13 protein-coding genes are annotated in these 14568 nt (G+C 70.5%); 6 read left to right on the top strand and 7 right to left on the bottom strand.

Going from position 1 to position 14568, the window contains the following annotated elements:
- Positions 1-32 precede the first annotated feature (32 nt).
- The 3 genes from LOZ83_RS33435 (at position 33) to LOZ83_RS33425 (ending at position 3369) form a co-directional block, all read left to right on the top strand.
- Positions 33-1358 (top strand): LCP family protein, encoded by a 1326-nt coding sequence (locus LOZ83_RS33435; protein WP_236795762.1) that lies wholly within the window; start codon positions 33-35, stop codon positions 1356-1358.
- Positions 1359-1413: 55 nt separating this feature from the next.
- Positions 1414-2625, top strand: coding sequence for an LCP family protein (locus LOZ83_RS33430; protein ID WP_236795761.1), 1212 nt, complete (start codon positions 1414-1416; stop codon positions 2623-2625).
- Between the two features lie 66 nt (positions 2626-2691).
- Positions 2692-3369, top strand: coding sequence for a TIGR03089 family protein (locus tag LOZ83_RS33425; protein ID WP_236795760.1), 678 nt, complete (start codon positions 2692-2694; stop codon positions 3367-3369).
- Between the two features lie 11 nt (positions 3370-3380).
- Here LOZ83_RS33425 and LOZ83_RS33420 read toward each other — a convergent pair whose 3' ends face one another.
- Positions 3381-3527: a hypothetical protein gene (locus tag LOZ83_RS33420; RefSeq protein ID WP_236795759.1), complete on the bottom strand. Its 147-nt coding sequence runs from the start codon at positions 3525-3527 to the stop codon at positions 3381-3383.
- Positions 3528-3670: 143 nt separating this feature from the next.
- On the opposite strand from LOZ83_RS33420, the gene LOZ83_RS33415 reads away from it, so the two are divergent.
- A complete protein-coding gene (locus LOZ83_RS33415) occupies positions 3671-4033 on the top strand; it encodes a hypothetical protein (protein ID WP_236795758.1) in 363 nt (120 codons plus the stop codon).
- A 30-nt stretch (positions 4034-4063) separates the two neighbouring features.
- Here the strand turns inward: LOZ83_RS33415 and LOZ83_RS33410 are convergent, their stop codons facing one another.
- A complete protein-coding gene (locus tag LOZ83_RS33410; RefSeq protein ID WP_236795991.1) occupies positions 4064-5233 on the bottom strand; it encodes an acyl-CoA dehydrogenase family protein in 1170 nt (389 codons plus the stop codon).
- A 93-nt stretch (positions 5234-5326) separates the two neighbouring features.
- On the opposite strand from LOZ83_RS33410, the gene LOZ83_RS33405 reads away from it, so the two are divergent.
- Entirely contained in the window at positions 5327-6955 is a 1629-nt protein-coding gene (locus tag LOZ83_RS33405) for a class I adenylate-forming enzyme family protein (protein WP_236795757.1), read from the top strand.
- Here the strand turns inward: LOZ83_RS33405 and purE are convergent.
- The 5 genes from purE to LOZ83_RS33380 all read right to left on the bottom strand — a co-directional run bounded on the left by purE (position 6948) and on the right by LOZ83_RS33380 (position 12035).
- On the bottom strand, positions 6948-7442 hold the full coding sequence (gene purE / locus LOZ83_RS33400; protein ID WP_236795756.1) for a 5-(carboxyamino)imidazole ribonucleotide mutase: 495 nt from the start codon (positions 7440-7442) through the stop codon (positions 6948-6950). The two genes, LOZ83_RS33405 and purE, sit on opposite strands and share 8 nt — an antisense overlap.
- A 21-nt stretch (positions 7443-7463) precedes the next feature.
- The gene (locus LOZ83_RS33395; protein WP_236795755.1) at positions 7464-8648 is read right to left on the bottom strand and encodes a 5-(carboxyamino)imidazole ribonucleotide synthase; all 1185 of its coding nucleotides are present in this window, start codon (positions 8646-8648) and stop codon (positions 7464-7466) included.
- Between the two features lie 2 nt (positions 8649-8650).
- Positions 8651-9799 carry a glycosyltransferase 87 family protein gene (locus LOZ83_RS33390; protein WP_374202744.1) on the bottom strand — a complete coding sequence of 383 codons (1149 nt, stop codon included), beginning with the start codon at positions 9797-9799 and terminating at the stop codon, positions 8651-8653.
- Positions 9774-11096: a glycosyltransferase 87 family protein gene (locus tag LOZ83_RS33385; RefSeq protein WP_236795754.1), complete on the bottom strand. Its 1323-nt coding sequence runs from the start codon at positions 11094-11096 to the stop codon at positions 9774-9776. The genes LOZ83_RS33390 and LOZ83_RS33385 overlap by 26 nt, the downstream gene beginning before the upstream one ends.
- 75 nt (positions 11097-11171) lie before the next feature.
- On the bottom strand, positions 11172-12035 hold the full coding sequence (locus LOZ83_RS33380; protein WP_374202743.1) for a GGDEF domain-containing protein: 864 nt from the start codon (positions 12033-12035) through the stop codon (positions 11172-11174).
- A gap of 217 nt (positions 12036-12252) precedes the next feature.
- On the opposite strand from LOZ83_RS33380, the gene LOZ83_RS33375 reads away from it, so the two are divergent.
- Positions 12253-14529 carry a sigma-70 family RNA polymerase sigma factor gene (locus LOZ83_RS33375; protein ID WP_236795753.1) on the top strand — a complete coding sequence of 759 codons (2277 nt, stop codon included), beginning with the start codon at positions 12253-12255 and terminating at the stop codon, positions 14527-14529.
- Positions 14530-14568 lie beyond the last annotated feature (39 nt).

Here is a 14568-nt window from a genome sequence, read left to right as displayed (position 1 = left end):
CATTCACCAGGGATGGCCCGGGAGGAGCGAGCGTGACCGACGGGGTGGCAACCCGCCCGGACGCCGTGGAAGGGCCCGGCTGGCCCCCTCCGCCCATCCCGTCGCCGAGGCGGCGCCGGCACTGGTTGGCGGTGTTCGCGCTACGCGGCGGCAAAGCGATCGTCAGCCTCTGCTCGGTCGTCGTGCTCGTGGCGAGCTGGTACGGCTGGCAGTTCGTCGGCGACCCGAACAACGGGCTCGCCACCAGCCAGGTCTTCGAGGACAACCAGCTGCACGCCGTGCCGCTCGACGGCGCGGTCGACATCCTGCTGGTCGGCATGGACAGCCGCACCGACGCGCAGGGCAACCCGCTGCCCCAGCAGGTGCTCGACATGCTGCACGCCGGTGAAGCCGACGGCGAGAAGCAGACCGACACGATGATCCTCGTGCACATCCCGCAGGACGGCAGGCAGGCGGTCGCGATCTCCTTCCCGCGTGACTCGTGGGTGGAACTCGCCGGCGGGTACGGCAAGCACAAGCTCAACGGCGCCTTCGTCTACGCCTACAACGACCGGTTCCAGCAACTGCTGAGCAAGGGCTCGTCCATCGCGGACGCGGACCGTCAGGCCAAGCAGGCCGGCCGCCGGAACCTGGTCGCGACACTCGAGAACTTCATGGGCAAACCGGGCATGATCGACCGGTACGCCGAGGTGAACCTGGCGAGCTTCTACGAGGTCACCAAGGCGATCGGCGGCGTCGAGGTGTGCCTGAACGGGCCGGTGCACGAACGCAAGTCGGGGGTCGACCTGCCCGCGGGCCGCCAGACGGTCGAAGGCGTGCAGGCGCTGGCCTTCGTGCGGCAGCGCTACGACCTGCCGAACGGCGACCTGGACCGGATCGCGCGGCAGCAGGCGTTCCTGTCCGGGCTGGCCCGCAAGGTGCTGTCGCCGGATCTGCTGGCGAACCCGCCGAAGCTGAGCGACGTGATCGATGCCGTGAAGAAGTCCGTGGTGCTTTCGGACAACTGGGATCTGGTGCAGTTCGCCGCGCAGATGCGCGGGCTCGACAGCGGCCGGGTGGAGTTCCAGACCATTCCCGTGCAGGGTCCGGCCACGATCGGCGGCGCGGACGTACTGCGGGTCGATCCGGCGCAGGTGCACACCTTCGTCGACGACCTCACCCCCGACGCGAGTCCGACGTCCGGGACGCCGAGTCCGACGCCCACGACAGCGAGTTCCGCACCCGCGACAGCGACTTCTACCGGCAAAACGCCGAACTCGGCCAAACGGTCGAGCCCGGCATCGACCAGTGTGTCCAGTCCGCCGCCCTCGAGCGTCACCCCGCCCATCACAGGTGGCGAAGTCGCCTGCGTGAACTGAGGATGGTGCTTTAACCTGTTCAACGGGACAGGGGAGAGCAGGGGGAGAAACGGCTTTGGACGAGGACGGCGCCGAAAGGCCGAAGCCGACGCCTTATCCGCGGACGCGGGAACAGCCGCCCGCGCGAGCACGTTCGATCCCGCGCATCGCCGGCCGGACGCTGCTCGGGCTGATATCGGTCATCGCACTCGTGGCAACGGGTTACGCGTATCTGACCTACCACGAGGTGCAGGGTGATCTGCACACCACGGACATCCTCGGTGACTCGGACACGCCCGACGTCAAGGCGCCGCCGGCGGACGACGGCGCGGAGGACATCCTGCTGGTCGGCGTCGACGCGCGGACCGACATGCAGGGCAACCCGCTGCCGTTGTCGATGCTCAAGACGCTGCGCACCGAGCAGTCCGGCACGATCAACACGGACACCCTGATCATCCTGCGAGTGCCGAAGAACGGCGGGAAACCGACGGCGATCTCGATCCCCCGTGACGCCTATGTGGACGTTCCGCGCGGCGGCCAGGCGAAGATCAACTCGGTGTACGGCACGGCGAAGGCCGCGGCCGCGAGCCAGCTGCGCGCGTCCGGGGACCGCGACTCGGCGGGGATCGAACGGGATTCGGATCAGGTCGGCCGCAAGGCGCTGGTTCAGACCATTCAGAATCTCACGCAGGTGCGCATCGACCACTATGCCGAGGTGAACCTGCTCGGGTTCTACCTCATCACCGAGGCGCTCGGCGGCGTCGACGTCTGCCTCAGCCACGCGACCGAGGACAAGGACTCCGGTGCGGATTTCAGCGCCGGCCTGCACACGGTCACCGGCGGCGAAGCGCTTTCCTTCGTACGGCAGCGAAAGAACCTGCCGCGGGGCGATCTCGACCGGATCGTGCGGCAGCAGGTGTTCCTCGGTTCCGCGCTGCACAAGGTGCTTTCGGCGGGAGTACTGACCAACCCGGCGAAGCTCAACGGGCTGACCGACGCGCTGCACCGGTCGCTGGTCCTGGATCCCGGCTTCGATCTGCTGCAGTTCGCGGACAAGGCGAAGGGGCTCGCGTCCGGCAACGTGACCTTCGAGACGATTCCGGTGATCACGATCAACGGCCGGAGTCCCGATGGGCAGAGCATCGTGCAGATCGACCCGAAGGCGGTGCAGCAGTTCGCCGCGGGCCTGGCCGGGCGGACCGGCGGTGGCGGCGCCGCGGCCGGTGGCGTGGCTCCGGCCGCGTACCACCCGCAGACCAGCATCAACGGCGTCACCTGCGTGAACTAAGCGCCAGCCCCTCACCCGACCACCACCCCTCACGGACGCGCTCCGCGCGGCAATTAGATTCTCCGTATGAGCTTGACTGAGCGCCTATTCCGGTCGTTGTCGCCGTCACGTCCGCTGATCACGCACTACGACGACGCGGCGGGCACCCGGGTCGAACTGTCGGTCGCGACGGTGGCGAACTGGGCCGCGAAGACCGCGAACTGGCTGGTCGACGAGTTCGACGTGGAGCCGGGCGACGAGGTGGCCGTGCGGTTGCCCGCGCACTGGCAGACGGCGGGCGTGCTGCTGGGCGCGTGGTGGTGCGGGGCGGAGGTGGTCGACCACTCCGACGACGCGCGGGTCACGTTCGTCGCGCCCGGTGCCGCCGTGTCGGGCGTCACGGCTGTCGTCGCGCTCGATCCGATGGGCCGCGGGCTGGCCTCCCCGCCGCCCGACGGTGCCCTCGACTACCTCAACGAAGCCCGGCTGGCCGGGGACAACTTCAGCCCGCTCGCGCCGATCCCCGGCGACACACCAGCACTCGCAGGGTCCACAGTGGACGAGGTGTTGGCCGGCGTCGGCTCGGTGCCGGCCGGTGCGCGGGTTCTGTCCACAATGGAATGGACTGTTCCCGCCGGGGTGCTGCGGGGCTTTGTCACGCCGCTCGCGGCGGGGGCGCATCTGGTGCAGGTGTCCCATCCGGACCCGGCGAAACTGGCCGACCGGCGGCGCGCCGAGCGCACGACGGTCGACCTCCTGGACTGACCGAGCGGCGGTCAGGCGGCGTCGACGGGTTTCTCGATCAGGAACACGACGGCGATGACGCCGGCGAAGAACCACCAGGCGTCACCGTTGGCAGCGGCCGCGACGATCCCGAGGAGGATCGCCGCGAACGCCAGGATGGGAGTGGCCTCCGGCACCATGCCTACAGGGTGCCCCATCCGCCGTACATCGGCCGTATGGGATCGGGAATGTACGCCGCGCCGCAGGTCACAAATGCGCGACGGTCTGTGTAGCGCTCAAAAGCACCTTCGCCCGGGCTCTCGCCGCGTTGGCGGACGCCCCGATGATCGAGGCCGACGACTTCGTGTCCTGGGACGACTTTTCCGGCTGGCGCCCCCGATTCGAGGAGGAAGTCCTCGTGCCGCTCCTGAGTGGCCGGAAGGCCTGTTACCAGATGCGTGACTGGGAGAGGGACGAGTTCCGCTCTTCGTTGCAACGGGAGCGAAAGCTGCCGTGGGTCGAAGCTCCGCGCGATCAACGGCTGAAGCGCGGACTCGCCCGGGACGGGGAGGGGCACCGGGACTTGTGGCTCCGTTGGCAGGACGTCGAGGAGCGCTTCTTCAGCGAAGACGACACTCGAAGCCGAGCGGACCTCGTCGTGGACGGGGCCGGTTGTCAAGACGGTGTCCGGGCGGCCCGATTCTGAAAACCACGACCCGCCCGAACCGCCGAACGCTCAGCCCTTCAACAGCGAACGAGCCATCACCATCCGCTGGATCTGGTTCGTCCCCTCATAGATTTGCGTGATCTTGGCGTCGCGCATCATGCGTTCGACCGGGAAGTCGCGGGTGTAACCGGCGCCGCCGAACAGCTGGACCGCGTCGGTGGTCACCGACATCGCGATATCCGAGGCGTAGGTCTTCGCCGCGGAGGCGATGAACCCGGCGCGCGCGTCGCCGCGTTCGGAAGCGGCGGCGGACGCGTACACCAGGTGCCGCGCGGCTTCGATCTTCATGCCCATGTCGGCGAGCATGAACTGCACGCCCTGGAACTCCGCGATCGCCTGCCCGAACTGCTTGCGGTCCTTCACATACGCGACCGCGGCATCGAGCGCGCCCTGTGCGATACCGAGCGCCTGCGCCCCGATCGTCGGGCGGGTGTGATCCAGCGTCCGCAGCGCCGTCTTCAGGCCGGTGCCGGGTTCGCCGATGATCCGGTCGGCGGGAATGGCGCAGTTCTCGAAGTAGATCTCCCGCGTCGGCGAGCCCTTGATGCCGAGCTTCCGTTCCTTCGGGCCGACCGAAAAGCCCGGGTCGTCCTTGTGCACGACGAACGCGGAGATCCCGCTGGACTTCTTCGGCGCGTCCGGGTCGGTCACGGCCATCACCGTGTACCAGGTCGACTCGCCGGCGTTGGTGATCCACGCCTTGGTGCCGTTGAGCACCCACGAGTCACCCTCGAGGCGGGCGCGAGTGCGCATCGACGCCGTGTCGGACCCGGCTTCCCGCTCGGACAACCCGTACGACGCCGAGGCGCCGGCCGCGATGTCCGGCAGCACCAGCTTCTTCAGCTCCTCCGACGCCGACAGGATGATCGGCTGCGTGCCGAGCTTGTTCACCGCCGGGATCAGCGACGCCGACCCGTCGACCCGCGCGACCTCCTCGATCACGATGCACGCCGCGATCGCGTCCGCACCCTGACCCTCGTAGGCCTCCGGGATGTGCACCGCGGAGAACCCGGCCTTCACCAGCGCGTCGCGCGCCTCGACCGGGTACCGCTCCTGCTCGTCGACATCGGCCGCGTGCGGGGCGATTTCCTTCTCCGCCAACGCACGCACCGCGGCGCGCAGCTCTTCATGCTCTTCGGCCAACTGGTACAAGCCCGGACCGTCCGACACCGGTATCACCCCTACTAACGGCAAGAATCTCTCCCTCAGGTTAGCGCCCGCTTAGTGACGGCTCTTGTGTCCTTGGCCGCACTCGCGGCCTATGGTGGAGTGATGCCGATCACCCTGCCCAGTGAAGTGCCGGGTTCACTCGAATACCCCGAAGTCCCCGTTGGCGCCATCGTCGCCGGTGCGGCCACCCGCTGGGGCGACCGCGTCGCGTATCTGCACAACGACCGTCAGCTGACCTTCGCCGAGGTGTACCGCGCGGCCCGCCGGTTCGCGAACGCCCTGCGCGCGAACGGCATCGGCCCCGGTGACACAGTCGCCGTGCACGCGCCGAACTGCCTCGAGTATCCCGTGGCGTACTACGGAATCCTGCTCGCCGGTGCCACCTTCACCCCGGCGAACCCGCTGCTGCCGCCCGCCGACCTGGCCGCGCAGCTCAGCGACTCCGGCGCGATCGCGGCGGTCAGCATCGGCAAGGCCGCGCAAACGCTTGCGGCGATCCGGGACCACACCAGCGTGCGGCTGGTCGTCACCATCGGCGAGGACTTCGACCAGTTCCATGCCGAACAACCGGAGACCCGGCCGGACGTGGAGATCGACATCCACACCCGGCTCGCGCACCTCGCCTACACCGGCGGCACCACCGGCCGGTCCAAGGGTGTCGAGCTGCCGCATCGGAACGTGGTCGTGAACTCGCTGCAGTACATGTGCTGGGGCAGCGGCTGCGTGCCCGAACTGGACGCCGACGGCAACGTGACGCTGGACCAGGTCGGCAGCGCGGACGAGTGGCCGAGCCGGCTGGGCACGGGCGTCGTCATCACCCTCACGCCGTGGTTCCACGCGATGGGCACGATCGCCGGCCTGAACGCGCCGATGCTGGCCGGCACGACGGTCGCGCTGCAGGACGGGTTCGACCCGGTGCGGTATCTCCGCGACGCCGAACGCCTGCGCGTCACGATGATCGGTGGCGCGCCCGCGCTGTTCGCCGCGCTGCTGGCCTGCCCGGACTTCCAGACGCGGGACCTTTCTTCCGTGCGGTCACTGGGTTCCGGCGCGGCGCCGATGCCGCACGAGATGACCCGCGCGCTGCGTCGCCGGTTTCCGGACGTCGTGATCAGCGAGGGCTACGGGCTCACCGAGGTCACCATGGGCGCCACGAGCGGGCCCACTTTCCGTTCCGGGCAAGGGAAACCGGGCACGGTCGGGGTGCCGGTGTTCGACACCGAGGTGAAGCTCGTGCCCGTCGAGGGCGGCGAGGACCCGCTGCCGACCGGGGAGCAGGGCGAGGTCTGCATCCGGGGCCCGCAGGTGATGGTCGGCTACCACAACCGCCCGGCGGAGACGGCCGGCACGCTCGTCGACGGGTGGCTGCACACCGGCGACATCGGCGTGCTGGACGAGGACGGCTTTCTGTCCATTGTGGATCGCAAGAAGGACATGCTGCTGTACAAGGGATACAACGTGTACCCGCGGGAGCTGGAAGAGCTGCTGATGGCCCAGCCGGGCGTGCGCTCGGCCGCCGTGGTCGGGCGCAAGCGGGCCGACGTCGGGGAGCTGCCGGTGGCGTTCGTCGTGCGCGCCGACGAAGCCGTCACGGATGAGTCCCTGCTGACGGCAGTGAACGAGAACGTGCTGCCGTACAAGCGAATCCGGGAACTGTACTTCGTGGACGAGATCCCGGTGTCCGCGGCGGGAAAGGTACTGAAGCGGGAACTGCGCAAGCAGCTCAGCTGAGCTTCTCCCGCAGCGCGGAGTCCTTGGCCAGCACCAGCTTCTCCAGATCCGCCTGGAAGGTGGCCATGCGCTCGCGTAGCGCCGGGTCGTGCGCCGCCAGGATGCGGACGGCCAGCAGCCCGGCGTTCCGGGCGCCGCCGATGGACACGGTCGCCACCGGGACGCCGGCCGGCATCTGCACGATCGACAGCAGCGAGTCCATGCCGTCCAGGTACTTCAGCGGCACCGGCACGCCGATCACCGGCAGCACCGTCGCCGACGCGACCATGCCCGGCAGGTGCGCGGCACCTCCGGCGCCGGCGATGATCACCCGCAGGCCCCGGTCCGCGGCGGACGAGGCGTAGTCGAGCATCCGCCGCGGCGTGCGGTGCGCCGAGTAGACCCCGACCTCGTACGCCACACCGAACTCGGCCAGCGCCTGCCCGGCGGCCTCCAGCGTGGGCCAGTCCGAGTCACTGCCCATGATCACGCCAACCTGCGGGGTCACCGTTACTCCTTGCCGTGGATGTCAGTGGATCCGGTAGCCGTCGAGCCATGCGGCATGCGACAGCCAGTGCGCGGCCAGCGTCGCACGCGACCGCAGCTCCGGCATGTCGCGGCCGGTGAAGTTGACGTGCCCGAGCTTCCGGCCCGGCCGCTCGCCCTTGCCGTACAGGTGCACCCTGGCGTCCGGGAACCGCGCGAACAAATGGTGCAGCCGCTCGTCCGGCCCCATCTGCGGCAGCACCGGCGCGCCCAGCACGTTCGCCATCGCCGTCGGCGCGAGCAGCTCCGTCGAACCGAGCGGGTAGTCCAGCACCGCACGCAGATGCTGCTCGAACTGCGAGGTCCGCGAACCGTCCATCGTCCAGTGGCCGGAATTGTGCGGCCGCATCGCGAGCTCGTTGATGATCAGCCCGCCGTCGGTGTCGAACAGCTCGACCGCGAGCACGCCGACGACACCCAGCGCCTCCGCGAGCCGCAACGCGAGATCCTGCGCCTCGTCGACCTTCCGCGCGGTCAGGCCGGGCGCCGGCGCCAGCACCTCGGTGTTGATCCCGTCCTTCTGCACGGTCTCGACCACCGGCCAGGCCGCGCCCTGCCCGAACGGCGACCGGGCCACCAGTGCGCACAGCTCACGCCGCATCTCGACGCGCCGCTCGACCATCAGCTGCGTGCCGGCGGCCAGCAGCTCCGGCACGAGCGCACGTGCCTCGGCCTCGGAGCCGGGCATCCAGACCCCGCGACCGTCGTAGCCACCAGTCACGGCCTTGACCACCACCGGCCACGAGTGCTCCCCGGCGAACTTCAGCACATCGTCTACTTCGGACACTTCGGCGAACGGCGGGCACGGGTAGTCCTCGACGGCCAGCCGCTCGCGCATGATCAGCTTGTTCTGCGCGAAGGCCAGCGCGTCCGGGCCCGGCCGGATCGGGATGTCGGAGTTCATCGCGATCGCCAGCAGGTGCTCGCCCGGCACGTGCTCGTGGTCGAACGTCAGCACGTCGACCGTCTTCGCGAACGCCAGCAGCGCGTCGAAATCCGTGTGGTGCCCGATGGTGACGTCGGCGGCGACCAGCGCCGCCGCGTCGTCCTCGCTCGCGGCGAGCACCCGCAGCGACTGGCCGAGCGCGATCGCCGCCTGATGGGTCATCCTGGCGAGCTGACCGCCACCCACCATGCCGACTACGGGAAGGCCCGTGCGTTTGTCCACGGTCAGTCAGGATATCGGAGACGCAGCTCACGGACGGTGAGGCCGACGATTCCGAGCACCGCCGCGATGACATACGCGTTGCCGATGATCGACTGGCCGACCGTCCAGCCCAGCTCCGCGTTCTCGCCCCTCGGGACAGCCATCAGGACACCGCTCGCGAAGAACGCCGCGGTCAGCACGGCCCACACCCACCGCCGCTTCGCGATCAGCAACGCGATCAGCGGAACCACCCAAACCCAGTGGTGCGACCACGAAATCGGCGAGGCCAGCAGCCCGAGGAAAGCGGTGACCAGCAACGCGGCCAGCTCCTCGCCGCGCCGGTGCCACCGCCGCACGAGCCACACCGCCGGCACCGCGAGCACGGCCGCCACGAGCAGCGCGACCTCCGCCGACCACGACGCCGCGTGGGAAGCGCGGTAGAGCAGGCCGTTGAACGACTGGTTGAAAGCCCACGCCACCCCACCGACGCGGCCGGGGTCGAACGCCGCCTGCGTCCAGTAGGTCACCGCGTCCGACGGCGTCAGCGCGAACATCAGCGCCTGCAGGGCGACGAACGTGCCGAGCGCGCGCAGCCCGTCACGCCACCGGCCGACGACGAACAGGTACGCGACGAAGATCAGCGGGGTCAGCTTCACCGCCGCCGCGATGCCCACCAGCACCCCGGACCAGCGGGGCCGCAGCAGCACGTCGACCACGATCAGCGCCAGCAGGATCAGATTGACCTGCCCGAGCGAGAACGTCTTCCACACCGGTTCCAGCGCGAGGGCCGCGACGGTGACCCCGGCGATCAGGAGCCAGCGTGCCGGCCGCAGGCACACGTACACGACGACGGCCAGCGAGATCACCGAAGCCGTCGAGATGAGCGCCCACGCGAGCCCCGCGGGCAGCGCGGCCAGCGGGACGAACAGCAGCGCGGCGGCGGGCGGGTAGGTGAACGGCAGCGCGATCCACGGTGGCAGATCCGTCAGCCGCTGGATGCTGTACAGCGGATTGCCGTGCAGGAAGGTCAGCGCACCGGACCGGTACACCGCGCTGTCGATACCCACATGCCAGCCCGCGAGCCAGCCCCAGACCCCGAACGCGAGCGTGCCGGCGATGAGCAGGGCAACCAGCAGCCGCCCGGGGTCAGCGGACAGGCGTGGAATCGACACGGCGGTAGCGTAGCCAGGCCCAGCGCACGACCAGCACCGCGGCAAGCACGAGCGGCATCAGGATGTAGGCGTTGCCGAGCACGGACTGCCAGAACTTCCAGTGCAGCTCGATGTTCCGGCCGTTCGGCAGCACCAGCAGCACGCAGCTGACGAACACGATGATCACCGCGCCGGTGCCGACCCATCTGCGCCAGGCCGTCGCGGGCGAGGTCCGCGGCAGGCGCGAGATCAGCAGCAGGATCAGCGGCGCCGCCCACACCCAGTGGTGTGACCACGAGATCGGCGAGGCCAGCAGCCCGAAGAACGCGGTGACCAGCAGCGCGGCGAGCGCCTGGCCACGGCGGTGGAACCGCAGCATCAGCCAGATCGCCGGGATCGCGAGCAGCGCGCTGATCCCGATCGCGGCCTTCGATGCCCACGGCGCCAGGTCGGTCACCCGGTTCATCAGGCCGTTGAGCGACTGGTTGCCGGCCCAGTGCACGGGCCCGATCCGGCCGGTGTCGGAGATCGTCTTGGTCCAGTAATGGATGGTGTCGCCGGGAATCAGCACCAGCATCAGCAGCTGCAGCCCGAGGAACGTGACGAGCGCGCGCACGGCGTCGGCGCGCTTGCCGGTCAGGAACAGGTGCACCACGAAGATCAACGGCGTCAGCTTCACCGCGGCCGCGACACCGACCATGATCCCGCCGCCGCGCCCGCCCCGCGCGGTCACGACGAGCACGTCGACCACCACGAGCGCCATCAGGATCAGGTTGATCTGGCCGAGGAAGATGGTGCGCCACACCGGTTCCAGGCCGAGCAGCACGATGGAGAACACGAGCGTCGCGCGGGCGGGCGAGGACCACCAGCGGGCCCCGGCCATCGCGGCCGGCAGCGACGCGATCGTGACCCGGATGACCAGCGCCAGCGCCAGCAACGAGATCGCGCCGAGGACACCCCACGCCAGCTGCGGCGGCAGGATCGCGAGCGGCACGAACAGCAGCGCGGCCGACGGCGCGTAGGTGAACGGCAGCAGCGCCCACCACGGCTCGGGGGCCAGCGTGCTGCCGTCGTACAGCGGGTCGCCGTGCAGCAGGGTCAGCGCGCCCGCGCGGTACACGGCGCTGTCGACGCCGAGCCGCCAGTCGAAGATCCAGCCGACGACGCCCAGCAGGATCGCCAGCACCGGACCGAGCGCCAGCAACAGCATCGACCGCGGCCGCACCGACAGCCGGGCGAGCGAGGTGCGCAGCGCCAGGCGCGGCAGCGACGATCGCGTCAACGGTTCGCTGTCCGCTGCGGGGACTGACTGTGTCACCCCTTCAGGAAATCACGAATCCGCATCTGCCGGCGCACAAGCCCCCTGTTCACGGCGCCGAACCGGGCGTGGAGGTCAGGATCGGGCGAGCCGGTGCAGGAGCTCGCACGCCGCCTCGTGCGTCGCGGGCAACCGGACCAGGCGGATCCGTGGTCCGGCCATCCCGTCGAGCTGGTTGTCCACCGACAGCCGGTCGTGCAGCGCGCGCCGGAGCTGGATCGCCTTCGAGGTGATCTGGCCGTCCCTCGGCAGCACCGCGGCGAGCGTGGACGGGCCGAGCGAGGCGACGGTCTCGCCGCCGTCGAGCACCGCGCGCAATGCCTCGGCGAGCAGGATCATCCCGGTCACCCGGTGCCAGCCGGCCACAGTGGACAGATCGAGGCCGACCACCAGCAGCGTGAGGTCCTCGCCGACCGTTCGCCCGTCGAGCTTCGCCTGGCGGTAGCTCTCGCCGAGCCGCGTGCGCAGGTACGCCGCCGTCGGCAGCCCGGTGAGCGGGTCGACGACCTCGATGTGCGCGAGCTGGTCCATCGCCACATCGGCCCACGCGAGCGCGGTCACCCGCAGCATCCGGGCGGGGATCGCGTCGACGTCCGGCGAGACGAAGCCGTCGTCCGCGGCGGGGTCGCTCAGCACGGCGTGGAAGGCGGCGAGATCGCTCAGTACCTCGGCCAGCCCGGCGCCGGCCGCGGCCCGCGCCCTGGCGAGCCCGGCCAGCGGGATCTCCGTCCCGCCGCCCCTGATCGCCGCCGCGCACACCGCGTCGACCTCGGGCAGCGCCCAGTCGCTCGGGAACCGCCAGCCCGCGGCGAGACTCGCCGTGCGCCATTTCGCTCTCAGCGAGCGCAGCGAGCGATCGGTTTCCGGGTCGGTGAGCGCACCGCGCGGCCTCCAGCTCCGCTGCCGGGGATCGCCCCCGCCGCTGGCCGATGCATCCACTCGCGACCGTCCTTTCGCTCCGTCCGTGCACCGGGGTGACGTATCCGCTGCCTTGTTGTGACGGGAAATCCGGTGATCTCGTTGCACCCTTGGTGTCCTCTACGACCCCGGAGGGTGACCTGCGTGACAACGTCCGTCACACTGATCGGTGCACGACGTCAGGGTTCATAGACGGTGCGGGGACCGTCGTTACAAATGCCTGGACAGAGGGAGAGCAGTGTCCACCGTTCCTGCGGATTTCGACGACAAGAGCGACACGGAACTGATCTCCGCGGTCCGCGGCGGGAATCTCGCCGCGTACGGCACGTTGTACGAACGCCATGTCGGTGCCGCCTACAACCTCGCCCGCCAACTGGCCCGCTCGAAGGCGGAGTCCGACGACCTGGTCTCGGACGCGTTCGCGAAGGTGCTGGACACGCTGCGCGCCGGCAAGGGGCCGGACACCGCGTTCCGCGCCTACCTGCTGACCGCGCTACGGCACACCGCGTACGACAAGACGCGCAAGGACAAGCGGCTCGATCTCAACGACGACATGTCCACGCTCACCAGCGCCGGCAGCGCGGCGACCGAGGCGCTGACCGTGCCGTTCTCGGACACCGCCGTCGCGGGCCTGGAACGCACGATGGCCGCCAAGGCGTTCGCGCGGCTGCCCGAGCGGTGGCAGGCCGTGCTGTGGCACACCGAGATCGAAGGCCAGACACCGGCCGAGGTCGCGCCGTTGCTCGGGCTGACCGCGAACGGCGTGTCCGCGCTGGCCTATCGCGCCCGCGAGGGGCTGCGGCAGGCGTACCTGCAGGTGCACCTCGCCGAGACCTCGGCGGAACGCTGCCGCGCCACCGCGGACCGGCTCGGCGCGTGGACCCGCGACGGTCTGTCCAAACGGGAGCGTGCCCAGGTCGAGGCCCATCTCGACGAATGCGACCGGTGCCGCGCGCTGGCCGCCGAACTCGCCGACGTCAACGGCGCGCTGCGCGCCGTGGTCGCCCCGATCGTGCTGGGCGGCGCGGTGTTCGCGTACCTCGCGGCCTCGGGCACCAAGGCGGTCGCCGCGACGGCGACCGTGGCCGCCGCGTCCGCCGGTTCGGCGGGTGGCGCCGCGGGTGCCGCCGCGGCCGGGCCCCGGCAGTTCATCGGCGTCGCCGCGTCGGGTGTCGCGATCGCGGCCGCGGTCGCCGTCGCGCTCGCCGCCGGTGGCGGCAACCAGGAGATTCCAGCGGCCGCCGTGGCACCACCGCCACCGGCCGCCATCGCCCCGGCTCCGCCGCCGGCGCCGGCCGCACCGCCCGCGGCACCACCGGCTCCGGCGGTGCCCGCGCCTCCCGCGCCTCCGGTGGCCCCGCCGCCGGCCCCGGTCGTCCCGGCTCCGCCGGCCGCGCCCGCACCCCCGCCGCCCGCACCGGCGCCGGCGAACATCACCGCGCAGTCCCCGCCGGGCGAGATCGAACTCGACCCCAGCTCCGGCACCCCGGTAGAGCTGCCGATCACCGTTCGCAACGACGGCGGCAGCGTGTCCGACCCAGTGTCGGCGACCCTGAACCTGCCCCCGGGCGTGCGCGCGGTGGGTCCCGGCGGCGGTGGCGGCACCATCGGCGCGCGCGGTTTCCCCGCCGAGGCGACGGACCAGGCCGCGGACGAGACCACCGGCCCGCTGAGCGTCGACTGCCCAGCCGGCACCGGCACGGTCAGCTGCACCACCGGCCGCGGGCTGCAACCGGGCGAGACGGCGGTGCTGAGGTTCCGCCTGCTCGCCGATCCCGACGCGCAGGCCGGACAGGTCACCGGCACGGTCTCGTCCGGTTCCGCGATGCGCGTGTCCATCAACGTGCCGGTCGCGGTCAAGCCGATGCCCGCCGACGGGGTCGGCCTGAGCGTCGAGGCCGGCTGGAACGACCCGTGGCCATGGGCGGATCCGACGTGGGTGAGCGTGGTCGTCACGAACACGGGTCAGAGCACCAAGCCCGCGACCGTGACGATCGACCAGCCGGCCCACCTGGTGCCGGGCGGCCTGCAGGCCGACTGCACGTCCGGCGCGACGACGACCTGCACGAGCAAGCACGCGCTGGCGCCCGGGGAGCACCTGAAGCTGTGGTTCGTGGTCACAGGGCACCCGTTCGGCGACAACCAGGCGATCACGGTCACGGCCGCGCTCGGCAAAGCGCGCCAGTCGCAGACCATCGAATGCGGCTGCGGGTCGTGGGGCGACCCGTTCTGCCAGCCGGCCGTGCCGCCGGCACTGATGCCGGCGCCGACCACCACGACGACCACGGACTCGACGACCACCACGACATCGTCGAAACCGTCGACGACGTCGAAGGAGACATCGTCGGTGCCGTTGCCGCTTCCCACGACCACGTCGTCGACGCAGTCGACTGAGGAGACGACGTCCACCACGAGCAGCAGCACCACGACGACCACCACGACCACCACGACGCCGGAGAGCACCACAGAGAAGCCCGGCAAGCCATGGTGGTGGCTGCCGTGGATTCCGTGGTAGTGAGCAGGAGTACCGTCTGGCATCGTGGCCGCCATTGAC

This window comes from Amycolatopsis sp. GM8 (assembly GCF_021653975.1).
GTDB lineage: Bacteria > Actinomycetota > Actinomycetes > Mycobacteriales > Pseudonocardiaceae > Amycolatopsis_E.
This window is presented reverse-complemented; position numbering and strand designations above follow the sequence as displayed.